Here is a 26809-nt window from a genome sequence, read left to right as displayed (position 1 = left end):
ACATGGCGACAGCGATCCGACGATCAATGGAACCGGCGGACCTGATGGACCTCGGGGAGCTGCTGGAGCTTGGTCATCAGACGAGAGAGATGCGCGTTGTCCTCGACCTCGATGGTGAAGCGCATCGAGGCGGTGTCGGTGCTCTTCTCCGAATGGGTCTCGACCCCGATCACATCGACGTCGGCATCGGCGAAGATCGAACTGACGTCGCGCAGCAACCCCTTGCGATCGGCGGCCACCACCAGCAGATCGACCGGATAGTGACTCGGCCCCGAGCGGTCGGCCCAATGCGCCTCGATCAGACGCTCGCGTTCCTCGGCGCCCAGATGACGGATGTTGCCGCAGTCGCGCCGATGGATGGTCACGCCGCGCCCACGGGTGACGAAGCCGATGATGGGATCACCGGGTACCGGCTTGCAGCAGGGCGCCATGTGGGTCATGAGATCGTCGACGCCCTCGATCACGACATCACTGCCCGCCCCCGGCTTGTGATGGCGCGGCGGGCGCGGCTTGATCTCGGGCTCACGCTCACGCTCACGTTCCCTGACGTCCTCGGCCTTGGGTTCGCCGACCTGACGCGCGACCTGACCGACGGCCAGATCACCGCGCCCGATGGCCGCGAGCACATCGTCGCCGCGCTTGAAGTTGAAGCGTAGAGCGATCTCGTCGAGATGCGGCTTGTCGGTGATACCGAGCCGCGCCAGCTCGCGCTCCAGCATCCCGCGTCCCTCGTGCAGATGCTTGTCGAAGTCCTGCTGCTTGAACCACTGGCGCACCCGGTTGCGCGCGCGCGCCGTGGTCAGATAGCCGTGATGCGGACTGAGCCAGTCGCGGCTCGGGGCGGCGTTCTTCTGGGTCAGGATCTCGACCGTGTCGCCGCTGTGCAGCGTGTGGTTGAGCGGAACGATGCGCTCATTGACCTTGGCCCCCCGGCAGCGGTTGCCGATCTCGGAATGGATGGCATAGGCGAAGTCGAGCGGCGTGGAACCCTTGGGCAACTCGACCACCTTGGACTGGGGCGTGAGCACATAGATGTGCGCCGGCTCGAACTCGGCCTTGAAGCGCTCCAGCCGCTCGCCGGCGGCCTCGTCCTTGGTCTCCAGCCACTGGCGCATCCAGACCACGCGCCGCTGGAACTCGGCATCATGGCTTTTGGCCTCCTTGTAGGCCCAGTGCGCGGCCACGCCGAACTCGGCGTGCTGGTGCATGGCGTGGGTGCGGATCTGGACTTCCAGTGCCTTGCCCTCCGGTCCCTCGACCGCCGTGTGCAGCGACTGATAGAAGTTGCCCTTGGGCGTGGCGATATAGTCGTCGAACTCCTTGGGGATGTGGCGCCAGAGTCCATGCACCACGCCGAGCGCGGCATAGCAGTCGGCCACCGAGTCGACCAGGATGCGCACCGCGCGCAGGTCGAAGATCTCGGCGATGTCGACGTTCTTGCGCTGCATCTTCTTCCAGATGCTGTAGATGTGCTTGGGGCGGCCGGTGATCTCGGCGCCGATGCCGAGTTCGTCGAACTTCTCGCGCAGGGTCGCCATGACGGCGGCGATGTAGTGCTCGCGCTCCTCGCGCCGCTCAGCGAGCAGCTTGGCGATGCGCCGGTACTCCTCGGGCTGGAGATAGCGCAGCGACAGGTCTTCCAGCTCCCACTTGATCTGCCAGATGCCGAGTCGGTTGGCCAGCGGGGCATAGACGCGCTGGGTGTCGCGCGCGATCTTGGTCCGCCGCTCCGGCTCCAGATCCTTGATCGCGCGCATCAGATGCACCCGCTCGGCCAGCACCACCAGCACCACGCGCACGTCATCGGCGATGCCAAGCAGGAGGCGACGCAGATTTTCCTCGTGCTGGGGCTGGTCCTTGGCGGCGATCACGACCTCGACGGTGGCGAACTGATCGATGCGCGCCAGATCCTCGACCATACGCGCAATGCCGGGGCCGAAGTCCTCCAGCCGTGCAGCTTCGGTCAGCTCGCCGCCGCTCCATTCCAGACAGCCCTTGAGCAGGGCCGCGACCAGGGTCTCGTGATCCATGCGCAGGCGCGCCAGGATGTCGGCGGTCGAGAGTCCGTGACGGATCGGGGTCTCGCCGGTGTCGGGACGCGGCTCGCCCCGGCAGTGTGCCAGCACCTCACAGGCACGGACGAGACAGGCGCGCTCGTCGGCCGGATACTGATCCTCCAGGCTGTCGAGCCAGTGGCGGATCGCGTCCGCGTCGTCGGTGTGCGGCTCGGGCAGGTTGTAGAGTGGTTTGACCATCTTACAGAACGAGACTGACCAGCCCGTCGGCGAGTTTGGGCTCGAACCAGGTGGACTTGGGCGGCATGACCTCGCCCCGGTCGGCCACGGCCATCAGCTCCTCCAGACGGGTCGGATGCAGGGCGAAGGCCACGGCCATCTCGCCCGAGTCGACGCGCGCGGTCAGGCCGTCCAGCCCCCGGATGCCGCCGACGAAGTCGATGCGCTCGTCACGGCGCGGATCCTGGATGCCGAGGATCGGGCCGAGCAGATGCTCCTGCAACCGGCTCACGTCCAGGGCCGCGACCGGATCGGCGGCGGGCGGGATGGCGTCTGAGAGCGTCAACCGGTACCAGACACCCTGGAGATACATGCCGAAGACGCCCGGACGCTCGGGCGCGACCGGTGCGGCGGATGACTCGACGACGAAGCACGCGGCGAGCCGTTCGAGAAACGAACCGACGTCCAGGTCATTGAGATCGCGCACCAGCCGGTTGTAGTCGAGGATGCGCATCTGATCGTGCGGGAAGACGACGGCGAGGAAGCCCTGATGCGTCTCGGCATCGCTATCCCCGCACCGTCGCGAGGCGGCCACGCGCGAGGCGGCGGCCGAGCGATGATGTCCATCGGCGATGTAGAGGCTGTCGAGCCGTTCGAACGCCTGGGTCAGATGCTCGATCACGCCGCGCCCGACGACCGGCCAGAGCTGATGACGCACACCGTCGGCGGCCGTGATGTCGACCTCGGGCGGCTGATCGGCCGCGACGGCGGCGAGCGTCCGGTCGATGTCGGGCGTGGCACGATGGACCAGCAGCACCGGTCCGGTCTGGGCGTCGAGCGCCTGGATCTGGCGCACGCGATCGTCCTCCTTGGACGGACGGGTGAACTCGTGCTTCTTGATGCGCCCGGCGTCATAGTCGGCGATCGAGGCCGAGACGACCAACCCGGTCTGGACGTGCTCGCCCCGGATCAACCGATAGACGTAGTAATAGGGCTCGGGATCGCGGACCAGCACGCCTTCGGCCAACATCCGCTCCAGGTTCTCATGCGCCTTGGCATAGACCTCGGGCGCATAGGGGTCGGTGTCCTCGGGCAGATCGACCTCGGCGCGCGAGATGTGCAGAAAGCTCCAGGGTCGCCCCTCGACCAGACGCCGCGCCTCGGCGGTGTTCAGCACGTCATAGGGCGGCGCGGCGACCTCGGCCGCACGACCGGGCGCCGGACGCAGACCGGCGAAGGGTTGGATCAGTGACATGGCGCTCGCTCCCACACCAGTGGCCGTTGGAAAACCATCGAAGACGCGATGGTATCAGGTCCGCTGGAAACGATGAAAACGGCCGTCGCCTCCGAAGCGCAGATGAACGCCAGGCCGTCGTGTGCCCTGTGAATGAGATCAGGCCTCCTCCACGATCAGACAGTGGACGCTGAACAGGTCGTCGGCGTCGGTCCACACCTGCTCGGAGACGAAGCCCGCCGAGCGCGCCAGTCGCCGGAAGTCCTCGATGCCGTATTTGTAGGAGTTCTCGGTATGGATGGTCTCGCCGAGCCGGAAGTCGAACACCTGCCCGGCCACGCGCACACGCTGATTGCCGCGGCTGACCAGATGCATCTCGATGCGGCCGGCTTCCTCATCGTAGAAGGCGCGATGGCGGAAGGCGTCGACCTCGAAATCGGCGCCCAGCTCGCGGTTGAGCCGGGTGAGCAGATTGAGATTGAAGGCCGCCGTCACGCCCTGGGCGTCGTTGTAGGCCGCGTCCAGCACCGCGCGCTCCTTCTTGAGATCCACCCCGATCAGCAGGCGTCCGCCCGGCCCCAGCACGCGCGCCACCCGTTTGAGGAAGGCGCGCGCCTCATCCGGATCGAAGTTGCCGATGCTCGATCCGGGGAAGAAGGCGGTCAGATCGCGCCAGTCCGATTCCAGCGGCAGCTCGAAGGGGCCGGAATAATCGGCGCAGGCGGCGCGGATCGACAGCTCCGGGAAGCGCTCGGCGAGCGCCTGGGCCGATTCGAGCAGATGGGCCTTGGAGATGTCGACCGGGATGTAGACCCTGGGCTGGAGCGCCGCGAGTAGGGTCTGGATCTTGAGACTGCTGCCGCTGCCCAGCTCGATGAGTACCGAGCCGCGCCCGAGCCGGTCGGCCATGGCTGCGCCATGCTCGCGCAGGATTTGGATCTCGGTGCGGGTCGGGTAGTACTCGGGCAGCTCGGTGATGGCATCGAACAGCTGCGAGCCGTGCTGATCGTAGAACAGCTTGGGCGGCAACCGCTTGCGCGGCCGGCTCAGACCGTCCAGAACCTCGGCGCGCACGTCGGCCGTGGTCGGGTGGAAGTCGAAGAAGCGGATGCGCGACTCGACGCGCCCGCCCGGTCCGATGTGTCCAGGTGTCATCTGTGAAGCCTGTGAAATCGCCGTGTCCAGTCTCATGCGCCCACCTCCGCCAGCCGGAAGCCCATGAACTGCCAGCGTTCGTGGGGATAGAAGAAGTTGCGATAGGTCGAGCGGACATGATCGCGCGAGGTCGCGCAGGAGCCGCCGCGCAGCACCATCCGGTTGCACATGAACTTGCCGTTGTACTCGCCGAGCGCGCCCGGCGCGGCACGATAGCCCGGATAGGGCAGATAGGCCGAGCCGGTCCACTCCCAGACGTCGCCGAAGAGCTGCTTCAGCCCCTCGCCGCGTGGGGCCGGACGCGGATGCAGCCAACCGTCGTCGACGAAATGGCCGGCGATCGGCTGACCCTGCGCGGCGTGCTCCCACTCGAACTCGGTCGGCAGACGCTTGCCGGCCCAGGTCGCATAGGCGTCGGCCTCGTAATAGCTGACATGACAGACCGGCTCGGCCGGATCGAGCGGACGCATTCCGGACAACGTCATCAGCGACCACTCACCGTCGCGTTCATCCCAATAGAGCGGCGCGCGCCAGCCCTGTTGCTTGACCGTCGCCCAGCCGTCCGAGAGCCAGAGTCCGGTGTTTTGGTAGCCGCCGTCCCGGATGAACTCCAGGAATTCGCCGTTGGTCACGGGCCGGTCGGCGAGCTTGAAGGGCGCGACGAAGACACGATGGCGCGGCGCCTCGTTGTCGTAGTGGAAACCCTCGCCCTCGGCGCCGACCTCGATCAGACCGCCCTCGAAGTCGAGCCACTGGAGCGGCGCGGGCGTGCTCGGCGTGGTGGTGGGCAGATCGGCGCGATAGGCCGGACGCAGCGGATTGTGGGCGAAATGATGCTTGATGTCGGTGACGAGCAATTCCTGATGCTGCTGCTCGTGGTTGAGTCCGATACGCAGACGCTGCTCGACGGTCGGCCGGTCGGCGGCGGGACACTCGGCGATCAGGCGCGTCATGGCCGCATCGACATGCCGCCGGTAGTCATAGACCTCGGCCACCGTCGGACGCGCGAGCAGACCGCGTTCGTGACGCGGCCAGAAACCGGTGCCGGTCTGCTCGTAATAGCTGTTGAACAGATACTCGAAACGCGGATGGAAGACCTGATAGCCCGGCAGGAAGGGGCGCAACAGAAAGGTCTCGTAGAACCAGGAGACATGGGCCAGATGCCATTTGGGCGGGCTGGCCTCGACCACGGTCTGCAAGCCGTAGTCCTCGATCGCCAACGGCTCGCAGAGTCGTTCCGAGAAACGGCGCACCCGAGGGTACTGCTCGGCGAGTGCCGCGCGCGCGGCGTCGATCCGGTCCTGAGTGGCTGATGTATCCGACATGATTCCCTCGTGATCGATGGATGGCGCCCGCGTGGGGCCGTCGGTCGGGAAGGTGCGGTCGGACGCGGGGATTTCCAGGTTCGCGACAGTGGAAGACTGGTGATTCGGGGGTGATACCCCATTTCAGGACAGGTCCGGCGTGAAAAAGGGTATTTTCACCTCCATCGGAATTCAGGATTCATCGCGCGGTTCGACTGGAGCCTTCATTGATGACTCGTACCCCGTTCTTCCCCAAGTTCTCCGACCTGCCGCCTGCCCTGCCGCTGTTTCCGCTCGCCGGGGCGGTGGTGATGCCGGGCGTGCAACTGCCGCTCAATATCTTCGAGCCGCGTTATCTGAGCCTGGTCGCCGATGCGCTGGCCTCCAATCATCTGATCGGCATGATCCAGCCGACCAGCGAAACCCTGATGGACGAGACGCCCGAGATCCATCGCGTCGGTTGCGCCGGGCGCATCACCTCCTACAGCGAGACGCCGGACGGGCGCATCATCCTGGTGCTGACCGGGGTGTGCCGTTTCCAGGTGACGCGCGAGATCGAGGAGCACAACGGCTATCGGCGCGCGCGGGTGGATTGGGAGCGTTTCGCCGCCGACTATCACGGTGACGAGCAGCGTATCTCGGATCGCCCCGGCTTTCTCGGCTCGCTCAAGACCTATTGCCAATTGCATGGCGTCGAGATCCCCTGGGACGACATCGAGAAGCTGGCCGATCAGGAGCTGACCAATCTGCTGTGCGCCCACCTGCCGCTCAGTCCCGAGGACAAACAGGCGTTGATCGAAACCCTGCCGACGACCGAGCGTGCGGTCCTGATGCGCGGGCTGCTCGACATGGCCTCGGCCTCCAGTATGCGGGTGGCCGAGCATCGGCATTGATGGCGTACATCATGGGCGCGTATCGATCGTCGTGAGCCAGGCGTCGAAGAAGCGCCGCCCCTGTTGCTCCAGGGTCGGCGCCAGACGTGCACTCTCGGCGCGCAAGTCCGGGATCGAAATCCCCGCAGCGGCCAGCTCGGCGGCATGACCGATCAGCCAGTGTTCGAGCCGGTCGGCACGGACTTCGGGGTGACACTGGAGCGCGAGCGCCGAGCGTCCCCAGGAGAAGGCTTGGTTGGGATACAGGTCGGTGGAGGCCAGTCGCGTGGCACCGTGTGGCAGATCGAAGGTGTCGCCGTGCCAGTGCAGCATCGAGGTCAGGGCGCCATCGAGGTGCGCCGGCGGCGAGACCTGTCCCTCCGGCGACAGACACAGCGGTGTCCAGCCGATCTCTTTGCACGGTCCCGGATAGACACGCGCCCCGAGCGCCCGCGCCATCATCTGCGCGCCCAGACAGATCCCGAGCGTCGGGCGATCGGCCTGCAAGCGCCTCTCCAGGATGCGCAGCTCATCGCGGATGAACGGATAGCTCGCCTCTTCGTAGGCACCGATCGGCCCGCCCAGCACGACCAGCAGGTCCGGCTCAACCGGATCGATGTCGTCGAGCCGGTCGACGCCGGCCTCCAGATAGCGCAGAGCCCAGCCGCGCCGGTCCAATACCGAAGCGAAAGACCCCAGGTCTTCAAACGCCATGTGTCGAATCGCGACCGCTGTCTTCATCCGTCTGCTCCATTGCTCTATTCATCGCCCCAAGGATTCCAACAGCGCCAGTAGCGCCTGACGCCCGAGCGGCTTGACCAGATGCTCGTCGAAGCCGGCGGCCAGCGAACGTTCGCGGGCCTGCTCGTGGCCGAGTCCGGTCAACGCGACCAGCTTCAAACGCTTGGGATCGGGATAGTCAGCACGCAGACGCCGCGCGATCTCCAGCCCGTCCATGCCGGGGATGCCGATGTCGAGCAGGGCCAGACGCGGACACTGACGCCGCACCAACTCCAGGGCTTGCGGACCGGAACGGGCGACGTCGACCGGATAGCCCAGGATCTCCAGCAGCATCGCCAGGGCGTCGACCACGTCCGGATCGTCGTCCACCACCAGGACGCGCGGTTTCTCGCCCACCGGCGGAACGGCTGGACGATCCGGAGGCTCGTTCGGGCTCGAAGGCCGCGCATCGGTGAGGATCGGCAGCCGCAGACAGAGCTCGGTGCCGCGCCCCAGGCCCTCACTGCGCGCCTCCAGCCGACCGCCATGCAGCTCGGCGAGCCGACGCGCGATGGCCAGCCCCAGCCCCAGACCGCCGTTGTCGGCATCGCACGCATGCGGCCCGCGCGTGAAGAGCCCGAACAGCGAATCGAGCTGTTCGGCCGTCATCCCCTGACCGTTGTCGCGTACCTGGATCAGCACCGACTCGCCCTCGATCCGGGACTCGATGCGGATCTCGCCGCCGGGCGGGGTGTAGTTGGCGGCATTGACCAGGATGTTGAGCAGGATCTGCGAGAGGCGCACCGGATCGCCCAGGACACGCCACTCGGGTGCGGGCAGCCGACAGACGAATCTGTGCCGATGCTCCTCCATGAGCGCGCGCACCCCATCGGCGGCCTGCCGGACCAGTTCGCGCACCCCCAGTTCGACCGGCTCCAGCTCGATGCGCCCCTGCACGATCCGCGACACATCGAGCAGATCGTCGAGCAACCGGCCCATGTGCGCCGTCTGGCGGTCGAGCACCTCGATCGCCCAGCGGATCCGGGGGTCGCCATCGACGCCCAGCGCGCGCAGGATCTCGACGGCATGGCGGATCGGCGCCATGGGATTGCGTAACTCGTGCCCGAGCACGGCCAGGAACTCGTCCTTGCGCCGGTCGGCCTCGCGCAACGCCTGCTCGGCGGCCTTCTCGGTGCGGATGTCGCGCGTCACCGTGGCATAGTGCAGCGGACGCCCGGTGTTGGGATCGTCGATGCGCAGCGCGTCGTAGAAGACGTCGATCGGCTCGCCGGTGACGAAATGGCGGAAGCGGAACTCCCCGGCCCAGCGGCCGGTCGCCTCCACCGCCGGCAGGATGGACTGGCGCAGCCGCTCCAGATCCTCGGGCATGAAGAAATCCTCGATCCGGATCTCGGTGATGTCCCGTTCCGCATCGAGACCGACCAGCGAGCGCCCGGCCGGATTGAGATAGAGTCCGCGCCGGTCGAGTCCGGCGATACCGATGAAGTCCGACGAGGACTCGACCACGGCGGCCAGATCGCGCGCCCGGGTCTCGGCCTCGCGCCGGTCGGTGATGTCGATGATGGCGGCCACGGAGCGCACCGGATCGCCGTTCGCGTCGCGGATGAAGGTCGCGTTCACCAGCGCCCAGACCACGGTACCGTCCTTGCGTACATAGCGTTTCTCGGTGAAATAATCGGTGTCCAGTCGCAGCGCCGCGCGCCGGAAGCGCCGCCGGTCGTGCCGGCGGTCCTCCGGATGGGTGAGATCCTGGAACGACATCCCGAGCAGTTCCCCAGCCTCGTAGCCGAGGATGCGGCACAGACGCTGGTTGACCCGCAACACGCGGCGGGTGCTCGGATCTATGACCGCCATGCCGACCGTCGCCAGGTCGAACATGAGCCGGAACTGGGTCTCGCTCTCGCGCAGCGCCTGCTCGACGTGCAGCGTCTCGGTGAGATCGAGTGCACAGACGAAGACGCCGGTCGTCTCGCCCGCTGGGCCGAGCATGGGCGTCAGGATCAGGTCGAGCCGATGCGCGCGTCCGGCATCATCGAGCACGATGCTCCGGCGCACCGGCCGGCCGTCGGCGAGCACCCGGCGCGCCAGCGGCATGAACTCGGGGCTGGTCGTCGGGTCCGGCGGTCGCGTCGACGAACCGGCTGGAGTCTGGAGCCGGTTCAGACGGAGTGCCGTGTCCAGCACACCCAGCGCGATCGGCACCCGGATGGCACTGGTGAACGGGTTCGAGGCGGCATGAACGAGAGAATCGGAGCGCAAGGCGGGCCTGGGTAGCGAGGGCGAGAACGATGGCCGGGACGATACCCGTAGCCCGGACGCGGTTCAACCTTGAAAAAGTCCGGCGCCGGGTACAGATTCAGCCCCATCGACGACACTGATTTTGCACGAGGACAGAACATGACAGTCACCCTGACCGAAGCGGCGGCGCGACACGTCGCCGGCCAGCTCGAACGACGCGGGCATGGACTGGGTCTGCGCGTCGCCACCAAGAAGAGCGGATGCAGCGGCTTCACCTATGCGGTCGACTATGCCGACGAACTCGGCGCCGACGACCGGGTGTTCGAGAGCCACGGCGTCAAGATCGTGGTCGACGAGACGAACCTGAGCCGGCTCGACGGACTGGAGATCGACTTCGTCAAGACCAATCTGCTCAACCAGGGCTTCGAGTTCCACAATCCCAACGCCAAGGATCACTGCGGTTGCGGTGAGTCCTTCCGGGTCTAGTCGCGCGTGGTCTCCGGCATGGATTCGGACATCGGCGAGATCGTCGAGAACTTCGAGCTGCTGGGCGACTGGGAGTCGCGCTATCAATATCTGGTCGAACTCGGCGAGCGCCTGGCGCCCATGCCGGGCGCGCACAAGACCGACGCCAATCGCGTCGTCGAGTGCATGAGTCTGGTGCACGTGGCCGCTCATCCGCATCCGGAACGCTCCGGGCGGCTGGCCTACTGGGGCGACTGCGACACGGCCATCATCAAGGGCGTGGTCGCGCTGCTGGTCGGGCTGTTCTCCGACAAGACGCCGGACGAGATCGAGTCGCTCGACGTCGATGCGCTGTTCCAGGCACTGCAACTCGAAGAGCATCTGAGTCCCAACCGGCATGTCGGCGTCTATGCCATCGTCAATAAGATGAAGGCACAGGCGCGCTTGCTGGCGGTTTAGAGTCGGATCGGCAGGCTTCTGAACGGACGTCCGAGCAGCGCCAGGAGCGCGTTGGCCACGGCCGGGGCTACGGCCGGCGTGGCGATGGGGCTGACCCCGCCGGGCGGAGCGTCGCTGTCGATCAGGATCGACTCGACCTGGGGCATCTCGTCGAAGCGCAACAGCGGATAGTCGCCGAAGCCGGTCTGCTCGACCCGGCCATCGCTGAAGGTGATGGCGCCCTTGAGGGTCGCGGTCAGCCCGAAGACGATCCCGCTCTCGATCTGCGCCAGCACGGCATCCGGATTGACCACCTGACCGCAGTCCAGCACGGCGACGAAGCGCCGCGCCCGTACCCTCCCCTCCTCGACCGCGACCTCGGCCAGCAGGGCCAGCCGGCTGCCGGCGGCCTCGACCAAAGCCAGACCCCGTCCGCAGCCCTCGGGCACGGGCGCGGCCCAATGCTCGGCGAGCCGGTCGAGCAGCGCCAGATGCGCCGGACTCCCGGCCAGCAGTCGGCGGCGCAGTTCCAATGGATCGTGCCCGCCCGCGCGCGCCAGTTCGTCGAGAAAGCACTCGGTCGCGAAGGCATTGTGCGAATGACCATCGCCGCGCCACAGCCCGATCGGGACCGGCGTGTCGGCGCGACGGTACTCCAGCCGCCGATGCGCGAACCCATAGGGCAGACTCGTCGCCCCGTCGATCATGAGCGGATCGATGCCGTCGCGGATGCGCCCCGGATCGCGCCGCGCGAGCACCGACGGACCCACCACGCGATGGAACCAGGCTACGGGTTCGCCGGCCGCGTCGAGTCCGCCGCGCAGCCGGTGCAGCGTCATGGGCCGGTAGTAGTCGTGCTGGAAATCATCGGCGCGCGTCCAGATCACCTGCACCGGCTGCCCGAGCCGTTGTGAGAGTTCGACGGCGTCATGCACGAAATCCTGCTCGCGCCGACGCCCGTGTCCGCCGCCGAGAAAGGTGGTGTGCACCCGAATGCGCTCGGCCGGTAGCCCGGTGAGACGCCGTGCCAGCGCGTGCGTGGCCGACTGCGACTGGGTCGGTACATGGATGTCGCAACCGTCCGGGCGCACGTCGGCGGTGCAGTTCATCGGTTCCATGCAGGCATGGGGCTGGAAGGGTAGCTCGTAGACCGACTCGATCTCCAGTGCGGCCTTGGCCAGGGCACGGCTCACGTCGCCCTCCTTGAGCACCACGGGCGCACGCCCGCTCAGACCGATGCGCAGACGTGAATGCAGGCGCTCGGTCGCCACCGCCGTATCGACTCTGGGCCGGCAGTCGACCTCCAGACGCGCTTGGCCGGCCAGGGCCGCCCAACTGGTCTCGGCCACGACCGCGATACCGTGACGCACCGCGAACACGTCGATCACACCCGGCACCTCGCGCGCGGCGCGGCCGCTCCAGGCGCTGACCTCGGCGCCGATGACCGGACAGCGCCTGATCGCGGCATAGAGCATCCCCGGCAGCCGCACGTCGAGTCCGAAGCGCGCCGCGCCGCGCACCTTGAGCGGGGTGTCGAGCCGGGGCTGGCTGGTGCCGATCAGGGTCCAGTCGGACCTGTCCTTGAGTACGACCGAGGCCGGGACCGGCAGATTTGCCGCCGCGGCCGCCAGCTCGCCATAGCCGAGACTGCGCACCCCGTCGGCATGATGGACCCGCGCCCGGCGCGCGCGGCATTCGGACTCGGGCACACCCCAGGTCCGGGCGGCGGCCGCGATCATGAGCGTGCGCGCCAGGGCACCGGCCTCGCGCAGTGTCTCCCAGCCGTCGCGGGTGGAGGTTCCGCTCCCGGTCGCCTGCTCGCCCAGCAGCCGGTTGGCATAGACCGGATCGACGGGGGCCGGCTCGATCCGGATCTGATCGAGTCCCACCTCCAGTTCCTCGGCCAGCAGCATCGCCAGCGCGGTCATGACCCCCTGGCCCATCTCCGAGCGCGCCAGACGCAACTGAATACGGCCATCGGCATGGATATTGACCCAGGCATTGGGTTCGAATCGGCTCGGGGCCGGCGTCTCGTTCGTCTCGGCGCGCGCCGGCCAGACCCAGCCGAGCGCCAGCCCGCCGCCGCTCAGGGCGAAGATCTTGAGCAGATCGCGCCTTGTGAGTCCTGTCGTCGAATCCGAATCAGCCACCCTGGACCTCTGGCGTGGCGGCCCGGTGGATGGCGCGACGGATGCGCCCGTAGGTGCCGCAGCGGCACAACACCTCGGACATGGCCGCATTGATCTGTTCGTCGCTCGGACGCGGATGCCGGGCCAGCAGCGCCGCCGCCGTCATGATCTGACCCGACTGGCAGTAGCCGCACTGAGGCACCTCTTCCAGCACCCAGGCCAGCTGAAGCGGATGACGACCATCGGGCGACAGTCCCTCGATGGTCTGGACCGAACGCCCCGCGACGGCCGACAGCGGCGTGGAGCAGGATTTGACCGGCTCGCCGTCGAGCCGCACGACACAGGCGCCGCACGCGCCCTCGCCGCAACCGTACTTGGTACCCGTCAGTCCGAGATGGTCGCGCAACACCCACAGCAGGGGCGTGTCCGGATCGAGCGCGAGCGCCTGTGGCTCGCCATTGAGCGTGAAATGGATCATGGATTCAGGATCGGGCGAACGAGAGACGCACTAGCATTGCAGATTTCGCGCTCGTGTGAAAGGAAAGCTCCCAGCTTGCCCCCGCATCACGCATCGCACCACGACAGCCTGACCGGCACCCGCGAACCGTCAGACCCTCCGGCTCATCCCCGCCCACTCATCACGCCCGCCACGATTTTCGAGATAGTTGAGCAGACTCAGGACGAAGCGCTTGTCGAAGCGCCGCCCGATCTCGCGCATCAGGATGGCCTCGGCCTCGTCGAAGCTCCGGGCGTCGCGGAAGGCGCGCGGACTGATCAGGGCCACGAAGGTATTGGCGAGCGCCACCACCTGGGCGGCGGGCAGGATCTCGTCGCCCTTCAGACCGCGCGGCCGGCCGTTGCCGTCGACCCATTCGTTGATCTGCGCCAGGGTCTCGAGCACCGGACCGTCGAACTCGATGTCGCGCAGCAGCTCCGGCCCCTCGTCGAGTGCCTCACGCACCCGCTTCAACTCCTGATCGGTCAGATCGCCGCCCTTGACCAGCAGGGCGCGCGGGATGCGGATCTTGCCGATGTTGACCAAGCGTGCGGCCTGCTCGATGGTCTCGACCTGCGACGGATCGAACCCGAGATCCTCGGCGACGGCGCGCGCGACCCGGACGACATACCTGGATTGATGGGCCGAGTCGGGATCACGCTCGTCGACCAGGCCGACCAGGGTATCGAGCAGTTGCCGGGTGTTGCGTTCCCGTCGGGCGCGCTCGCGCATCAGATCGGTCAGATCCTCGATGGTGACGAGCACGGCCGGCTCCTGGGCATCGGTCGCGGCCGTGAAGGGATAGTGATGCGAGCGCCACACCCGCTCCCCGCCCTGCTCGTCGGGCAGATGTTCGATCTCGACCCGTGGCTCGCCGCTCTCCAGAACGCGCCGGTTGATCGCCCCATAGCGTCCGCCCGCCTCCTGCCCGAGCACACCGGTCAGCGAGCGCCCGATCAGCTCGTCGCGCGCGATGCCGCTGAGTTCGGCCAGACGCAGGTTGGCATAGGTGATGTGGTTGTTCGCATCGACGACCAGGATGGGATTGGGCTGGCTGTCGGTCAGGATGTCGAGGAAGCCCGACAGACGCTCGTAGCGTTCAGAGGACAGCCGGTAGCACTCGGCGACCTCCTCGACCCGGCGCGAGGTGGCATAGAGCCAGACCAGCACCAGGGCCGCGCCGATCAGCACCACCAGCAGGGCCAGACCGCTGATGAGCGTCATGCGCCGCGCGTCGCTCGCGGCCAGCGCCTCGGCGGCACCGATCCGGTGGACCAGCACCCAGTCGGTCCCCGGAACCGGACGGCTCACGGCGAAGGAGTCCTTGAAGGCGTAATCGCGCCCCTGATGGAAGAGTCCGGGTTGCTCCAGGGCCTCGACGTCGATGAGCGACTCGGTATTGACCGCGAGCCGTTTCGCCAGCGGCTCACTGCCGTCGAGCAGCGGCGAGAGATACTCGATCAGATTGTCGGAACGGCGGATCAGATAGGACTCGGCCGTGCGCGCCGTGACGCCCGGCTGTCTGAGCATGGCGAAGAATCCGGCATCGACCGGTCGCAGGGCCAGAATGCGCGCGAGCACGGTACCGGCGCCATCCCGGGCGTCCGGCGGCTCCAGCACCGGCAGCAGGAATCCCAGTGCCGGTCGATCGTGCGCGCCGCGATGCAGGTCGAGCAGGGCGCGCGCCTCGAGCGGCGTTTGCGCGAGGAAATCGGCCAGGCGCGTCTCGATCGGCGGCATTCCGCCCGTGGCCGCCAGGACGCCGTTCTGGGTGTCGAGCACGGCCAGTCCGCCATCGACGAGCGTGTCGGAATAGGCCGGCTGATAGCCGGTGGCCTGGTAGGACAGGAACCCCGCGCGCGCGGCCGTGGCGGCGAGCAGTGCACGCAGGCTGTCGTGGGCTTCCTCCCCCGGCTCCGCGCCGATCGAAGTCAGGGCCCGGCGCAGCGACTCATGACGCGCCAGTCCCTCCAGCACGGCGTACTGGGCCTTCAGCCAATGGTCGATGGCCTCGACGCGACTGTCGGCCACGAGGTTCATCTGGGCCTGCAACGCCTGGAGATCGCGCCCCTTCTCGGCATCGGCGAAGACGATGATGCCGTAGATCGCCAGCCCCAGGCTGAGCACGAGCGCGGCGATGGCGAACTGGATCCGTTTGTTCACGCGATGCCCTCCTCAAGAGACAGGATCGAACGTCAAACCCGTGCTTCCCTGGGCACATGATCGGTCACGCCCGGACCGACATAGATCTGGCGCGGACGGGCGATCCTGTTGCCCTGGGTCTGGGCCTGCTCCCACCAGTGCGCGATCCAGCCGGGCAGCCGGCCGATGGCGAACATGACGGTGAACATGTTGGTCGGGATGCCGATGGCGCGCAGGATGATGCCGCTGTAGAAGTCGACATTGGGATAGAGCTTGCGGTCGACGAAATAGGGATCTTCGAGCGCGATCTCTTCGAGCCGGCGGGCGATGTCGAGCAGCGGATCCCGGACGCCGAGCGTCGGCAGCAGCTTCTCGGCCACATTGGCGAGCATCCTGGCGCGCGGGTCGAAGTTCTTGTAGACCCGATGCCCGAAGCCCATGAGCCGGACCTTGCTGTCCTTGTCCTTGGCCAGCCGCACATAGTCCTCGGGACTGATGTGGCCGCGATGGATCCGGTCGAGCATCTCCAGCACCGCGACATTGGCCCCGCCGTGCAGCGGTCCCCAGAGCGCGCACACGCCGGCGGCGCAGGAGGCGAACAGATTGGCCTGACTGGAGCCGACCATGCGCACCGTCGAAGTCGAGCAGTTCTGCTCGTGATCGGCGTGCAGGATCAGGATGAGGTTGAGCGCATCCTTGACGATCGGATCGCAGACGTACTCGGCATAGGGCTGCGAGAACATCATGTGCAAGAAGTTCGGCACATAGCGCTGCCCAGGATGCGGATAGATATAGGGCCGGCCGACCGAGTGCCGGTAGGCATAGGCGGCGATGGTGCGGATCTTACTGATGAGTCCGGCGGCGGCGGCCTGGAAGTGGTCCCTGTCCTCCAGCTCGAAGAAATCCGGATGGAAGCAGGAGAGCGCATTGATCATGGCCGAGAGGATGGCCATGGGCGGCGCCGAGCGCGGGAAGCCCTCGAAGTGGTGCTTCATGCTCTCGTCGAGGTTGGCGTAGGCGGTGAGCCGCTCGGAGAAGATCCGATACTCCTCGGCGCTCGGCAGATGCCCGAAGATCAGGAGCCAGGCGACCTCGACGAAGTTCGGCGCCTGCTCGAACTGCTCGATCGGGATGCCGCGATAACGCAGGATGCCCTGCTCGCCGTCGATGAAGGTGATGGCGCTCTCACAGCTGCCGGTGTTGCCGTAGCCGGGGTCGAGCGTGATATGGCCGGTGCGCGCGCGCAGATCCTGGATGTCGATCGCACGTTCGCCCTCGGTGCCCTCGCGGATGGGAAATCGATACTCCTGGCCGTCCAGGATCAGGGTCGCTTCACCGGCCATGGCTCACATCTCCGCGATCAGCTTGTCGTAGAAACCCAGGAAGTCGTCCGGGGTCGGCCCTTCACGCCACTCGATGGCACTGCGCGGGTGCTGGTTGAGCTGGCCGGTGAGGTTGTAGGGGATCGACGGTCCCCAGTCGAGCTGCTGGCGTAGGGGGAAGAGATATTTCTGGATCACCTCGATCACCGGACGCACCTCGAACTTGGGATTGCGCAGGAAGCCGAGCAGCAGTTCGGTATGACAGTTGCCCGCGCCGCGCCCGAAGCCGTACATGGTGGCATCGACCCGGTTGCAGCCGAGGATGATGGCCTCGATGGTGTTGGCGAAGGCCAGTTGCAGATTGTTGTGGGCGTGGATGCCGATCTCCTTGCCGGTGCCTTCGAGCGCCGTGGCATACTTCTTGTAGAGCCGGTCGATCTGCTCGCGGTAGAGGTGGCCGAAGCTGTCGACGATGACCATGGTGCCGGCCGGGGTCGGCGCGATCGACTCGAGCACGGTGTCGATCTCTTCCTCGGTGATGTTGGAGACGGCCATCAGATTGGCGGTGGTCTCGTAGCCCAGCTCGTCGGCGTAGCGGATCATGTCGACCGCCTCCGAGACCTGATGGGCGTAGAAGGCCACGCGGATCATCGACAGCGGGCTCTCGGCGGCCGGCACGATCCGGGTCTCCCAGTCGCTCTTGCCGGCGTCGGCCATGGCGGCGAGCTTCAGACCCGTCTTCTCGGGATCGTGGTCGCCGACGACACGCTTGAGGTCGGCCTCGTCGCAGTGACGCCAGGGACCGAACTTCTCCTTGGGGAAGACCTTGGGCGAGTTCTTGTAGCCGATCTCCATGTAGTCGATACCCGCCTCGACACAGGCCTGATAGACGGCCCGCACGAACTCGTCACTGAATCGATGGGCATTCACCAGCCCGCCGTCCCGCACGGTGCAGTCGAGCACCTTGAGTTCGGGCCGGAAGGTGATCCAGGGGGCTTTGTCGGACATGGGTTCGGTCTCCGCGGGCGCTTGGCTATTGAACGATTCGCCATTGTCAACCCAAAGGCATTGTTCGAGCAAATAGCCGCTGCGCTCACCCGGTGACCAGTGCGATCACATAAAAGATATTGATAGATTAAATGTTTTTTTGATTGACTCCCGATGTCGGTCAATACCAAAATCCCGCCGCTCTAAACGGCGCGCCTCACACATCATCCCAAGAATCGACGAGAGACGCTCGTATCGCTGCGATGCGGGTCGGACGGTCGCGCGCCTCGATACGCCCCGGCGGCGCGTTCCGAGGTGCCGCCGTCATCCGTCCATCACCCGTCTCTCGACCTCGATCGGCCCATTCGCTCACACAACATTCGTAAGGAAGACCCATGCAACAAGACTCGGTCGATGCCATCAAGGCGCATCCGCGTTATCAGGAGCTCGTCTGCTCCCGTAAATGCTTCGCCTGGAACCTGACGGTCATCATGCTGGTGATCTACTACGGCTTCATCCTGATCATCGCCTTCGCTCCCTCGCTGCTCGGCACGCCGATCGCCGAAGGCGCCGTGACCACCGTCGGCATGCCCATCGGCGTCGGGATCATCGTCAGTGCCTTCGTCCTGACCGGGATCTATGTCGCCAAGGCCAACAGTCGCTTCGATGCCCTGACCAAGGCCATCCGGGAGGATCTGCAGTAATGAAGCGCTACTATCTCTGGGGCGTGCTGCTCGCCCTGCTCGCGCCCTTCGCGCTGGTGGCCGGACCCGCTGTGAGCGGCGAGGTCGAGCGTCAGGCGACCAACTACACCGCCATCGCGATGTTCATGGTCTTCGTGGCCGGAACACTCGGCATCACCTACTGGGCCGCCAAGCGCACCCGCTCGGCCAAGGACTTCTACACCGCCGGCGGCGGCATCACCGGCCTCCAGAACGGTCTGGCGATCGCCGGCGACTATATGTCGGCGGCGTCCTTCCTGGGTATCTCGGGCCTGGTGTTCGCCTCGGGCTACGATGGTCTGATCTACTCCATCGGCTTCCTGGTCGGCTGGCCGGTGATCATGTTCCTGATCGCCGAGCAGATCCGTAACCTCGGCAAGTTCACCTTCGCCGACGTCAGCTCCTACCGCTTCGGTCAGACCCAGATCCGCACCATGGCGGCCATCTCCTCGCTGGTGGTGGTGGCCTTCTATCTGATCGCGCAGATGGTCGGCGCCGGCAAGCTCATCCAGCTCCTGTTCGGCCTGGACTACTGGCTGGCGGTGATCGCGGTCGGCGTGCTGATGATGGTCTATGTCATCTTCGGCGGCATGACCGCGACGACCTGGGTGCAGATCATCAAGGCGATGCTGCTGCTCTCGGGTGCGACCTTCATGGCCGTGGCCGCGCTCTCGACCTTCGGGTTCTCGCCCGAGGAGATGTTCCGTCAGGCCGTCGAGATCCATCCCAAGGCGCTCGCCATCATGTCGCCCGGCTCGCTGGTCACGGATCCGGTCAATGCCATCTCGCTGGGGCTGGCGCTGATGTTCGGTACCGCGGGTCTGCCGCACATCCTGATGCGCTTCTTCACCGTGCCGGATGCCAAGGAAGCGCGCAAGTCGGTGTTCTACGCCACCGGCTTCATCGGCTACTTCTACATCCTGACCTTCATCATCGGCTTCGCCGCCATCGTGCTGCTGTCGCAGCATCCTGAGTTCTTCAAGCCCGAGGCGCTCGCCGCCGACGGCTCGGTGATCAAGGATCAGCTCGTCAAGGGTCTCGACGGCGGCACCAACATGGTCGCCATCCGTCTGGCCGAGGCCGTCGGCGGCAACCTGTTCCTGGGCTTCATCTCGGCGGTGGCCTTCGCCACCATCCTGGCGGTGGTCGCGGGTCTGACCCTGGCCGGCGCCTCGGCGATCTCGCACGACCTCTACGCCAGCGTCATCGCGCGCGGTCGCAGCAACGAGACCACCGAGATCCGCATCTCCAAGATCGCGACCTTCGGTCTGGGTCTGCTGGCCATTGCGCTCGGTATCGCCTTCGAGAGCCAGAACGTGGCCTTCATGGTGGGTCTGGCCTTCGCCATCGCCGCGAGCGCCAACTTCCCGGTGCTGGTCGCCTCGATCTTCTGGGGCAAGATGACCACCAAAGGCGCCCTGGTCGGCGGTCTGGTCGGTCTGATCAGCGCCGTAGCGCTCACCGTGCTGTCGAAGGCGGTGTGGGGCGACGTGCTGGGCCATATGGATGCCGACGGCAAGCCGGTCGGGCTGATCGCACTCAACAACCCGGCGATCGTCTCGATGCCGCTGGCGTTCTTCTGCATCTGGATCGTCTCGCTGCTCGACAACTCCGAGCAGGCCAAGCGTGAGCGTCACGCCTTCGAGGCGCAGCGCATCCGCTGTGAGACCGGCATCGGTGCCGAGGGTGCGGTAGATCACTGAGATCCGGCTCGAATCGAGCCAAGTCCGATCGATTCGGCTTGGCTCGATGCAGGAAGCGGGCGGGACGCGGCCTCCGGCACGTCCCGCTCGGTCATTCGAAGGAAATGCGATTGCGGCCCTGGGACTTGGCCTGATACAGCGCCCGATCGGCACTCCGCTTCAATGCTTCGGCGTCGCGTTTCGGCTGCTGCGGCGAATGCGTGGCGACACCGACGCTGATCGTGACATGGGGCGCCGCGTCCGAGTAGGCATGTTCGATCCCCAGCGCGCGCACGGCTTCGTGCGGACGCCGGGCGAGCGTTTCGGCACCCGCTTCGTCGGTCTCGGGCAGCACGACCGCGAACTGTTCCTAAAACCCTAAACAAAGTTGCTTATGGTGGTTTTTAAGTGATTCGCTCTCCGTTGATAGCGCCCTGGTGGGCGAGCAACTGGAGTCCGGGTTGAGCAGTCCCAACCGAATGGCCGGTCAACACCGGCAACATGGGCCGTGTCGGCCGTCGAAACCCAGCTTGCGCCATAAAAATTGCCTCGGCGTTCATCCTGAACAGAGAACAACCTTGCGATTCGACGTTGACCCTGACCATGGAGCGTGAAACCTTCACGCTTGTAGATAACCTATCTACAGTGAAAAATCCTGATGAAAAATGAAGAAAAAATCAAGAACTGTTTTTTGCTCCTCTCCCGCCCCCATGACCATAGTGATCGTTGTAGGGCTTGAACTGGTCGATATCGATCATGAGCAGCGACAACGACTGCCCGTCGCGCCTGCTGCTCGGGCGCGATACCGATGCCCGTGTCACGCACCTCGAAACGCAGACGCGCCGATGCGGTTCCCGTGTCGAGCTGCCGAATGGAGAGCACGACCCGCCCCCCGCTCGGTGAACTTGACGGCATTGCTGAGCAGGTTGATCAGCACCTGCCCCAGGCGCAAGGCATCGCCCACGACCCGATGGCGTGACGAAACGGCCAGATCGAAGATGAGTTCGATACCCCGCGCATCGGCGGCGTTGCCGAAGAGCGTGCGCATCTGATCGAGCAGATCATCGAGGGAAAACGACTGGAGCGCCGGATCCAGCTTGCCGGCCTCGATCTTGGAGTAGTCCGGGATGTCGTTGATGATCCCAAGCAGCAGGCGCGAAGAATCGCGAATCTTGCCCAGATAGTCGCGCTGCTTGGCGTCGAGCGGCGTCTCCAGGAGCAGATCGCTCAGGCCGATCACGGCGTTCATGGGTGTGCGGATCTCATGGTTCATGTTGGCCAGGAACTGACTCTTGGCCCGACTGGCACGCTCGGCGGCTTCCTGGGCCGTTATGGCGCTTCATGGTGCCGGCGGCCTCGGCGAGCGTGGCCGTCGCCGGCAGCGTGATCACCTCGGTCGTTGCAATCGTGCACAGTTTAGGGAAGAACATAGTGATTCGCCGCGTGATGGATGCTGACGGAGGGCCTGTCGACTCGGCCACCGGCCGATGCCCTGAAAGTACCAAATGATGGCACCGGCGTAATCGGCAATGCCTGGGTTGGCGCGAATGTTCTCGCGATGCCGAATATCAGGGCGAATTGAGTTACGATCAGGCGCTCGGCGAACAGCACGCGGACTTTCCGGCCGATGTGCTCGATCGGTCTCGATAGCGCCGAGCCGTCATCGGCGATCATCCATCACAGCGTTCAGGAGACTCGCAGTATGTCCAGCACCCGATTCTTGCGTCTCACGGCCCTTGCGCTCTGCCTCGGCATCCCGGCCCTCGCGCTCGCGGCCGGCAACAAGATCACGCCGACGCTCGAAAGCGTCCAGGTCCGACACAACGGCCAGACCGTCACCATCCAGCGCGGACACGATCTCAACGCCACCTTGCCGGAGATCTACCGGAAGACCGATCGCGGCTGTCCGCCTTTCTGCGTGCAACCCATGGTGGTGGTCGAGGGCGTCGAGACCATCGGTGAGCTGGATGTGCTGGACTATCTGCAACGGATGTCGCAGGGCGACACGGACATCCTGCTGGTCGACTCGCGCACCCCGGACTGGGTCATGCGCGGTACCATTCCCGGTTCGGTGAACATCCCCTGGAACCGGATCAGCCGCGACAAGACCGGCACCTTCGAGACGCCGGGCGAGGCCGATACCTTCGAGCAGACGCTGCGCGATCAATTCAACGTCGTCCGAGATCCGTCGACCGGTGGCTGGGACTTCACCAACGCCAAGACGCTGGTGCTGTTCTGCAACGGCATCTGGTGCCCGCAGTCGACGGCCAACATCAAGACCCTGGTCGGCATCGGCTATCCGCCGGACAAGCTCAAGTGGTATCGCGGCGGGATGCAGGACTGGCTGAGCGTCGGGTTGACCAGCGTTCAGCCATGAGTATTACCTGGGACGTGCGGGCGTGTTCCGTAATACGCCCCCACATCCCAGGTTCCGCCCCCCACCGCTCGGCGACAGCGACGGCTACACCGATCAAACCGATCAAGCATCCATACCGATTTTTCCGAAATCAGGCTAGAATGCCCGGATCGCGCGGGTGGCGGAATTGGTAGACGCGCTGGATTTAGGTTCCAGTGGAGCACTCCGTGGGGGTTCGAGTCCCCCCTCGCGCACCATCCTTCCTGAGACGACATCGATAACATGGCCACGCATAACCCTCCCCGCCATGGCAAGACCGGCAAACCCATCGATACCGCCAAGCTCGATCAGGTGGTCGCCAGCGCGCGCAAGGCGAGCGAGGAACGCGCCGCCGGTTATCGCGATCAGGCGCTGAAGCTCTATCCCTGGGTCTGCGGACGCTGCGCCCGCACCTTCACGCGCGAGAATCTGCGCGAGCTGACGGTGCATCACAAGGACATGGATCACGACAACAACCCGCCCGATGGGAGCAACTGGGAGCTGTTGTGTATCTACTGTCACGACAACGAGCACCAGAAGTACGAAGAGCATCTGGCCGCACTTGCGCGCGGCACCGGCAAGCCGGCCAAAGCGAGCGCCGACGGCGGTTCGGCGGCGACCTTCAACCCCTTCGCCGGTCTCGGTGATCTGCTGAAAAAGGATTGAGGGGCCGCACGCCCGGCTCGATCGGCTCGGCAGATGAACCCGACAGTCAGGTTCAGCGCATCCCCCGGAGTTCCGCCAACCGCATGTCCGATCATCTCTTCTTCGCCTCCGCCCCCAAGCACATGGGCAGTCTGCTCGCCGAGGAGCTGACCCGACTCGGGATGGCGGGGGCCGCCGAGACGCGCGGCGGGGCGCGTTTCTCGGGCCGGATCGAGGACGGCTACCGTGCCTGTCTCTGGTCGCGGATCGCCAACCGCATTCTCCTGCCGCTGACACAGGTGTCGTTGAGCGGCCCGGACGAGATCCACGACAGTGCGCTGGAGATCCCCTGGGAAGATCATCTGACCCCGGATCGCACCTTCGCCATCCAGTTCGACGGCGCGCTTGAGGGCGTCACCAATCCGCATTTCGCCATCCTCCAGGTCAAGGACGCCATCGCCGATCGCTTCAACCGGCTCTACGGGCGGCGACCGAGCGTCGATCCCGACTATCCGGATCTGCGCATTCATCTCTACGGAAATCGAGACAGTCTCGCCTTCAGCCTGGATCTCTCGGGCGAGTCGCTGCATCAGCGCGGCTATCGCGAGGCGGGTTCGGCCGCGCCGCTCAAGGAGAATCTGGCCGCTGCACTCCTGCTGCGCGCCGGCTGGCCCGAGATCGCGGCCGAGGGCGGTGCTCTGCTCGATCCCATGTGCGGCTCGGGTACGTTGATTATCGAAGGCGCGCTGATCGCCGCCGACATCGCGCCTGGTCTCTTGCGCGAGCGCTTCGGCTTCCATGGCTGGACGCAGCACGACGAAACGGCCTGGCAGCGACTGCTGGCCGAGGCGCGTCTGCGCCGCACGGCCGGGCTCAAGCGGCTCGGCTCGCTGCGCGGCTATGACGTCAACCCCAACGCCGTCCGCACCTCGCTGCATCATCTGGAGCGTGCCGGACTCGCCGGACTGGCCCATTTCGAACGCCGCGAACTGTCCGACTGCCGGCCCGGACGTGAGGACGACGAGGGGCTGGTGATCGTCAACCCGCCCTATGGCGAACGGCTCGGCGCCGACGAGGATCTGAGCCGGCTCTATGCGCGGCTCGGCTCGGTGCTCAAGGAGCGCTTTCTCGGCTGGCGTGCCGCCGTCTTCACGGCCAATCCTGAACTGGGCAAGAGCCTGGGTCTGCGGGCGACCAAGATACACAGTCTCTACAACGGCCCGATCGAGTGCCGGCTACTGAGTTTTCAGGTCGAGCCGCGTTATTTCATGAGCCATCTGCCGCATCCCCTGCCGCCCGAAGAGCGCAGTGCGGGCGCGACCATGCTCACCAACCGGCTGGTGAAAAACCTCAAGGCGCTGCGCAAATGGCGTCAGAACGAGGGCATCGACTGTCTGCGGATCTATGACGCCGATCTGCCCGAATATGCACTGGCCATCGATCTCTACGAGGGCGACCGGCGCTGGGTGCATGTCCAGGAATATGCCGCGCCGCCGAGCGTCGATCCCAAGCGCGCGCGCCGGCGGCTACGCGAGGCGCTGGGGCTGATCCCCGAGGTGCTGGAGGTGCCGGGCGAGCAGGTGTTCCTCAAAGTCCGCCGTCAGCAGAAGGGCGGCGCCCAGTACGAGCGGCTGGCCGAGACCGGGCATTTCCACGAAGTCTCTGAATATGGCCTCAGGTTCCTGGTCAACTTCGAGGACTATCTGGACACCGGGCTCTTTCTCGACCATCGCGACGTGCGGCGACTGATCGGCTCGCTCGCCGACGGCAAGCGGTTCCTCAACCTCTTCGCCTACACGGGCACCGCGACCGTGCACGCGGCCAAGGGCGGCGCGACCTCGACCACTACGGTCGACCTGTCGCGCACCTATCTGGAATGGGCCGGACGCAATCTGGAACTCAACGGCATCCGGGGGCCGAATCATCAGCTGATCCAAGCCGATTGTCTGCGCTGGATCGATTCCATGTTCGGACAACGCCGCTTCGATCTGATCTTTCTCGACCCGCCGAGCTTCTCGACCTCCAAGCGGATGCAGGGCACGCTCGATATCCAGCGCGACCATGTCGACATCATCCAGGCGACCATGCGTCTGCTCGAACCCGGCGGGCGGCTGATCTTCTCGAACAATCTGCGCCGGTTCCGCATCGATCTGGAGGGGCTGGCGCCCTTCGAGGTCAGCGACATCAGCGCCCAGACCCTGCCGCGCGACTTCGCCCGCAATCCGCGCATCCACAACTGCTGGGTGATCCGGCATCCGGAGTCCCAGCCGAGCTGGCCGGGCCGAAGCGACGACGAGGCCCGCCATGCTTGAGGTCATCGGACTCGAATGCCGACGCGGCGACCGGCGGCTGTTCAGCGGGCTGGATCTGGCGCTGGAGCCTGGAACCCTGCTCCATGTGCGCGGTCGCAACGGCAGCGGCAAGACCACGCTGTTGCGAACCCTGTGCGGACTCTTCACCCCGGACGCGGGCGAGGTGCGCTGGCGCGGCGAGTCGATCCGCGCCCTGGCCGAGGACTATCGGCGCGAGCTGCTCTATTTCGGTCATCTCAACGGCATCAAGTCCGATCTGACCGGGATCGAGAATCTGTCGATCGCGGCGCGGCTCGACGGCGACCCGGTCGGGATCGATGACGTCCGGCAGGCGCTTGCGCGTATCGGCTTGCGCGGTTTCGAGGATCTGCCGACGCGGATGCTCTCGCAGGGGCAGAAGAAGCGCGTAGCCCTGGCGCGGCTCATCCTCAGTCGCGCCAGGCTCTGGGTGCTGGACGAGCCGTTTACGGCGCTCGATGTCGAGGCCGTGGCCCTGCTCCAGGGACTGATCGCCGAGCATGTGGCCGGCGGCGGGCTGGCGGTCCTGACCACACACCAGGAAGTGCCGCTGACCTCGGGCCAGGTCGCCCGTCTGGATCTGGGAGACTGACGCCATCATGTGGGCTGTATTCTGGTGTGTCCTCAAGCGCGATCTGCTGCTGGCCATGCGGCGGCGGACCGATGTGCTGACGACGCTGTTCTTTTTCGTGATCGTGGTCAGTCTGTTTCCGCTCGGGGTCGGCACCGAGCGTCAGGTGTTGCAGATCCTGGGGCCGGGCGTGGTCTGGGTCGCGGCGCTGCTGGCTTCGATGCTGGCGCTGGAGCGGTTGTTCGCGGCGGACTATGAGGATGGGACGCTGGAGCAGATGCTCCTGACCGCCCAGCCGCTGTCGCTCTTGGTGCTGGCCAAGGTCGGCGCGCACTGGCTGCTGACCGGATTGCCGCTGGTGCTGATCGCCCCGCTGGTCGGGATGCAGTACCATCTGTCGGACGCACAGATCGGGATCATGATGCTGTCGCTCCTGCTCGGCACGCCGATCCTGAGTCTGATCGGGGCCATCGGCGCGGCGCTCACGCTCGGGCTGCGCGGCGGCGGCATCCTGCTCTCGCTGCTGATTCTGCCGCTCTATATTCCGGTACTGGTCTATGGCGCCGGCGCGATCGAGGTCGCCCGCATCGCGCTCGTCGACACCGAACCCTATCTCATGCTGCTGAGTGCCTTTCTGCTCGCGGCACTGACACTGGCGCCACTGGCCTCGGCGGCGGCGCTCAAGATTTCGCTGGAATGACGCTTGT

At 65.9% G+C, this 26809-nt stretch carries 25 protein-coding genes and 1 tRNA gene; 11 read left to right on the top strand and 15 right to left on the bottom strand.

Annotated elements, in window-relative coordinates; all coding sequences use genetic code 11:
- Window positions 1-23: 23 nt before the first annotated feature.
- The 4 genes from Atep_RS05065 to egtB form a co-directional block, all read right to left on the bottom strand.
- A complete protein-coding gene (locus Atep_RS05065; RefSeq protein ID WP_213380555.1) occupies window positions 24-2255 on the bottom strand; it encodes a RelA/SpoT family protein in 2232 nt (743 codons plus the stop codon).
- A gap of 1 nt (window position 2256) precedes the next feature.
- Window positions 2257-3489: a DUF1015 domain-containing protein gene (locus tag Atep_RS05060; protein WP_213380554.1), complete on the bottom strand. Its 1233-nt coding sequence runs from the start codon at window positions 3487-3489 to the stop codon at window positions 2257-2259.
- Window positions 3490-3627: 138 nt separating this feature from the next.
- Complete coding sequence (egtD, locus tag Atep_RS05055) at window positions 3628-4659, bottom strand: L-histidine N(alpha)-methyltransferase (RefSeq protein ID WP_213380553.1); 1032 nt, start codon at window positions 4657-4659, stop codon at window positions 3628-3630.
- Window positions 4656-5948: an ergothioneine biosynthesis protein EgtB gene (gene egtB / locus Atep_RS05050; RefSeq protein WP_213380552.1), complete on the bottom strand. Its 1293-nt coding sequence runs from the start codon at window positions 5946-5948 to the stop codon at window positions 4656-4658. The genes egtD and egtB overlap by 4 nt, the downstream gene beginning before the upstream one ends.
- Window positions 5949-6157: 209 nt before the next feature.
- Here egtB and Atep_RS05045 point away from each other — a divergent pair, with 209 nt between their 5' ends.
- Window positions 6158-6820: an LON peptidase substrate-binding domain-containing protein gene (locus Atep_RS05045; protein ID WP_213380551.1), complete on the top strand. Its 663-nt coding sequence runs from the start codon at window positions 6158-6160 to the stop codon at window positions 6818-6820.
- Between the two features lie 9 nt (window positions 6821-6829).
- Here the strand turns inward: Atep_RS05045 and Atep_RS05040 are convergent, their stop codons facing one another.
- Window positions 6830-7540 (bottom strand): glutamine amidotransferase, encoded by a 711-nt coding sequence (locus Atep_RS05040; RefSeq protein ID WP_213380550.1) that lies wholly within the window; start codon window positions 7538-7540, stop codon window positions 6830-6832.
- Between the two features lie 21 nt (window positions 7541-7561).
- Window positions 7562-9799 (bottom strand): PAS domain S-box protein, encoded by a 2238-nt coding sequence (locus tag Atep_RS05035; protein ID WP_236786505.1) that lies wholly within the window; start codon window positions 9797-9799, stop codon window positions 7562-7564.
- 138 nt (window positions 9800-9937) lie between these two features.
- On the opposite strand from Atep_RS05035, the gene Atep_RS05030 reads away from it, so the two are divergent.
- Both Atep_RS05030 and Atep_RS05025 read left to right on the top strand, forming a co-directional pair.
- On the top strand, window positions 9938-10264 hold the full coding sequence (locus Atep_RS05030) for a HesB/IscA family protein (protein WP_213380549.1): 327 nt from the start codon (window positions 9938-9940) through the stop codon (window positions 10262-10264).
- Between the two features lie 18 nt (window positions 10265-10282).
- Entirely contained in the window at window positions 10283-10702 is a 420-nt protein-coding gene (locus tag Atep_RS05025) for a SufE family protein (RefSeq protein ID WP_213380548.1), read from the top strand.
- Here Atep_RS05025 and Atep_RS05020 read toward each other — a convergent pair.
- The 5 genes from Atep_RS05020 to Atep_RS05000 all read right to left on the bottom strand — a co-directional run bounded on the left by Atep_RS05020 (window position 10699) and on the right by Atep_RS05000 (window position 17778).
- Window positions 10699-12831 carry a xanthine dehydrogenase family protein molybdopterin-binding subunit gene (locus Atep_RS05020; RefSeq protein WP_213380547.1) on the bottom strand — a complete coding sequence of 711 codons (2133 nt, stop codon included), beginning with the start codon at window positions 12829-12831 and terminating at the stop codon, window positions 10699-10701. The two genes, Atep_RS05025 and Atep_RS05020, sit on opposite strands and share 4 nt — an antisense overlap.
- Window positions 12824-13288 (bottom strand): (2Fe-2S)-binding protein, encoded by a 465-nt coding sequence (locus tag Atep_RS05015; RefSeq protein ID WP_213380546.1) that lies wholly within the window; start codon window positions 13286-13288, stop codon window positions 12824-12826. The genes Atep_RS05020 and Atep_RS05015 overlap by 8 nt, the downstream gene beginning before the upstream one ends.
- A gap of 129 nt (window positions 13289-13417) precedes the next feature.
- On the bottom strand, window positions 13418-15469 hold the full coding sequence (locus tag Atep_RS05010) for an HD domain-containing phosphohydrolase (protein WP_213380545.1): 2052 nt from the start codon (window positions 15467-15469) through the stop codon (window positions 13418-13420).
- A gap of 32 nt (window positions 15470-15501) precedes the next feature.
- Window positions 15502-16791, bottom strand: coding sequence for a citrate synthase (locus Atep_RS05005; RefSeq protein WP_213380544.1), 1290 nt, complete (start codon window positions 16789-16791; stop codon window positions 15502-15504).
- A gap of 3 nt (window positions 16792-16794) precedes the next feature.
- Complete coding sequence (locus Atep_RS05000) at window positions 16795-17778, bottom strand: aldolase catalytic domain-containing protein (RefSeq protein WP_213380543.1); 984 nt, start codon at window positions 17776-17778, stop codon at window positions 16795-16797.
- Window positions 17779-18152: 374 nt separating this feature from the next.
- Here Atep_RS05000 and Atep_RS04995 point away from each other — a divergent pair, with 374 nt between their 5' ends.
- On the top strand, window positions 18153-18461 hold the full coding sequence (locus tag Atep_RS04995; RefSeq protein WP_213380542.1) for a DUF485 domain-containing protein: 309 nt from the start codon (window positions 18153-18155) through the stop codon (window positions 18459-18461).
- The gene (locus Atep_RS04990; protein ID WP_213380541.1) at window positions 18461-20182 is read left to right on the top strand and encodes a cation acetate symporter; all 1722 of its coding nucleotides are present in this window, start codon (window positions 18461-18463) and stop codon (window positions 20180-20182) included. Before Atep_RS04995 ends, Atep_RS04990 begins: the two co-directional genes overlap by 1 nt.
- Window positions 20183-20273: 91 nt before the next feature.
- Here the strand turns inward: Atep_RS04990 and Atep_RS04985 are convergent, their stop codons facing one another.
- The 4 genes from Atep_RS04985 to Atep_RS04970 form a co-directional block, all read right to left on the bottom strand.
- Window positions 20274-20516, bottom strand: coding sequence for a diguanylate cyclase domain-containing protein (locus Atep_RS04985; RefSeq protein ID WP_213380540.1), 243 nt, complete (start codon window positions 20514-20516; stop codon window positions 20274-20276).
- 322 nt (window positions 20517-20838) lie between these two features.
- Window positions 20839-20919 (bottom strand): hypothetical protein, encoded by an 81-nt coding sequence (locus tag Atep_RS16510; protein ID WP_236786655.1) that lies wholly within the window; start codon window positions 20917-20919, stop codon window positions 20839-20841.
- A gap of 59 nt (window positions 20920-20978) precedes the next feature.
- Window positions 20979-21434, bottom strand: a complete 456-nt coding sequence (locus Atep_RS04975; protein ID WP_236786502.1) for a histidine kinase dimerization/phospho-acceptor domain-containing protein — start codon at window positions 21432-21434, stop codon at window positions 20979-20981.
- Between the two features lie 143 nt (window positions 21435-21577).
- On the bottom strand, window positions 21578-21835 hold the full coding sequence (locus Atep_RS04970; protein WP_213380539.1) for a hypothetical protein: 258 nt from the start codon (window positions 21833-21835) through the stop codon (window positions 21578-21580).
- A 28-nt stretch (window positions 21836-21863) separates the two neighbouring features.
- Here Atep_RS04970 and Atep_RS04965 point away from each other — a divergent pair, with 28 nt between their 5' ends.
- The 6 genes from Atep_RS04965 to ccmB all read left to right on the top strand — a co-directional run bounded on the left by Atep_RS04965 (window position 21864) and on the right by ccmB (window position 26802).
- On the top strand, window positions 21864-22538 hold the full coding sequence (locus tag Atep_RS04965; protein ID WP_213380538.1) for a rhodanese-like domain-containing protein: 675 nt from the start codon (window positions 21864-21866) through the stop codon (window positions 22536-22538).
- Window positions 22539-22689: 151 nt separating this feature from the next.
- Window positions 22690-22774: transfer RNA gene (locus Atep_RS04960), tRNA-Leu, on the top strand.
- A gap of 25 nt (window positions 22775-22799) precedes the next feature.
- The gene (locus tag Atep_RS04955; RefSeq protein WP_176977874.1) at window positions 22800-23222 is read left to right on the top strand and encodes a YajD family HNH nuclease; all 423 of its coding nucleotides are present in this window, start codon (window positions 22800-22802) and stop codon (window positions 23220-23222) included.
- Window positions 23223-23305: 83 nt separating this feature from the next.
- Window positions 23306-25513 (top strand): bifunctional 23S rRNA (guanine(2069)-N(7))-methyltransferase RlmK/23S rRNA (guanine(2445)-N(2))-methyltransferase RlmL, encoded by a 2208-nt coding sequence (gene rlmKL / locus Atep_RS04950; RefSeq protein ID WP_213380537.1) that lies wholly within the window; start codon window positions 23306-23308, stop codon window positions 25511-25513.
- Window positions 25506-26123: a cytochrome c biogenesis heme-transporting ATPase CcmA gene (gene ccmA, locus Atep_RS04945; RefSeq protein WP_213380536.1), complete on the top strand. Its 618-nt coding sequence runs from the start codon at window positions 25506-25508 to the stop codon at window positions 26121-26123. Before rlmKL ends, ccmA begins: the two co-directional genes overlap by 8 nt.
- Before the next feature lie 7 nt (window positions 26124-26130).
- The gene (ccmB, locus tag Atep_RS04940; protein WP_213380535.1) at window positions 26131-26802 is read left to right on the top strand and encodes a heme exporter protein CcmB; all 672 of its coding nucleotides are present in this window, start codon (window positions 26131-26133) and stop codon (window positions 26800-26802) included.
- The last annotated feature ends 7 nt before the right edge of the window (window positions 26803-26809 follow it).

This window comes from Allochromatium tepidum (genome assembly GCF_018409545.1).
In the GTDB taxonomy this organism is placed as follows: Bacteria; Pseudomonadota; Gammaproteobacteria; order Chromatiales; family Chromatiaceae; genus Thermochromatium; species Thermochromatium tepidum_A.
Note: the sequence above shows the minus strand (reverse complement) of the source record. Positions and strands in the feature narration are given on the sequence as shown.

What these genes read in the sequence shown, in the direction of transcription:
- Atep_RS05065 (WP_213380555.1), bottom strand. Translation starts at nt 2,255, where the DNA reads ATGGTCAAACCACTCTACAACCTGCCCGAGCCGCACACCGACGACGCG.
- Atep_RS05060 (WP_213380554.1), bottom strand. Translation starts at nt 3,489, where the DNA reads ATGTCACTGATCCAACCCTTCGCCGGTCTGCGTCCGGCGCCCGGTCGT.
- egtD (WP_213380553.1), bottom strand. Translation starts at nt 4,659, where the DNA reads ATGAGACTGGACACGGCGATTTCACAGGCTTCACAGATGACACCTGGA.
- egtB (WP_213380552.1), bottom strand. Translation starts at nt 5,948, where the DNA reads ATGTCGGATACATCAGCCACTCAGGACCGGATCGACGCCGCGCGCGCG.
- Atep_RS05045 (WP_213380551.1), top strand. Translation starts at nt 6,158, where the DNA reads ATGACTCGTACCCCGTTCTTCCCCAAGTTCTCCGACCTGCCGCCTGCC.
- Atep_RS05040 (WP_213380550.1), bottom strand. Translation starts at nt 7,540, where the DNA reads ATGAAGACAGCGGTCGCGATTCGACACATGGCGTTTGAAGACCTGGGG.
- Atep_RS05030 (WP_213380549.1), top strand. Translation starts at nt 9,938, where the DNA reads ATGACAGTCACCCTGACCGAAGCGGCGGCGCGACACGTCGCCGGCCAG.
- Atep_RS05025 (WP_213380548.1), top strand. Translation starts at nt 10,283, where the DNA reads ATGGATTCGGACATCGGCGAGATCGTCGAGAACTTCGAGCTGCTGGGC.
- Atep_RS05015 (WP_213380546.1), bottom strand. Translation starts at nt 13,288, where the DNA reads ATGATCCATTTCACGCTCAATGGCGAGCCACAGGCGCTCGCGCTCGAT.
- Atep_RS05005 (WP_213380544.1), bottom strand. Translation starts at nt 16,791, where the DNA reads ATGGCCGGTGAAGCGACCCTGATCCTGGACGGCCAGGAGTATCGATTT.
- Atep_RS05000 (WP_213380543.1), bottom strand. Translation starts at nt 17,778, where the DNA reads ATGTCCGACAAAGCCCCCTGGATCACCTTCCGGCCCGAACTCAAGGTG.
- Atep_RS04995 (WP_213380542.1), top strand. Translation starts at nt 18,153, where the DNA reads ATGCAACAAGACTCGGTCGATGCCATCAAGGCGCATCCGCGTTATCAG.
- Atep_RS04990 (WP_213380541.1), top strand. Translation starts at nt 18,461, where the DNA reads ATGAAGCGCTACTATCTCTGGGGCGTGCTGCTCGCCCTGCTCGCGCCC.
- Atep_RS16510 (WP_236786655.1), bottom strand. Translation starts at nt 20,919, where the DNA reads ATGATCGATATCGACCAGTTCAAGCCCTACAACGATCACTATGGTCAT.
- Atep_RS04975 (WP_236786502.1), bottom strand. Translation starts at nt 21,434, where the DNA reads ATGAACCATGAGATCCGCACACCCATGAACGCCGTGATCGGCCTGAGC.
- Atep_RS04970 (WP_213380539.1), bottom strand. Translation starts at nt 21,835, where the DNA reads ATGATCGCCGATGACGGCTCGGCGCTATCGAGACCGATCGAGCACATC.
- Atep_RS04965 (WP_213380538.1), top strand. Translation starts at nt 21,864, where the DNA reads ATGTCCAGCACCCGATTCTTGCGTCTCACGGCCCTTGCGCTCTGCCTC.
- Atep_RS04955 (WP_176977874.1), top strand. Translation starts at nt 22,800, where the DNA reads ATGGCCACGCATAACCCTCCCCGCCATGGCAAGACCGGCAAACCCATC.
- rlmKL (WP_213380537.1), top strand. Translation starts at nt 23,306, where the DNA reads ATGTCCGATCATCTCTTCTTCGCCTCCGCCCCCAAGCACATGGGCAGT.
- ccmA (WP_213380536.1), top strand. Translation starts at nt 25,506, where the DNA reads ATGCTTGAGGTCATCGGACTCGAATGCCGACGCGGCGACCGGCGGCTG.
- ccmB (WP_213380535.1), top strand. Translation starts at nt 26,131, where the DNA reads ATGTGGGCTGTATTCTGGTGTGTCCTCAAGCGCGATCTGCTGCTGGCC.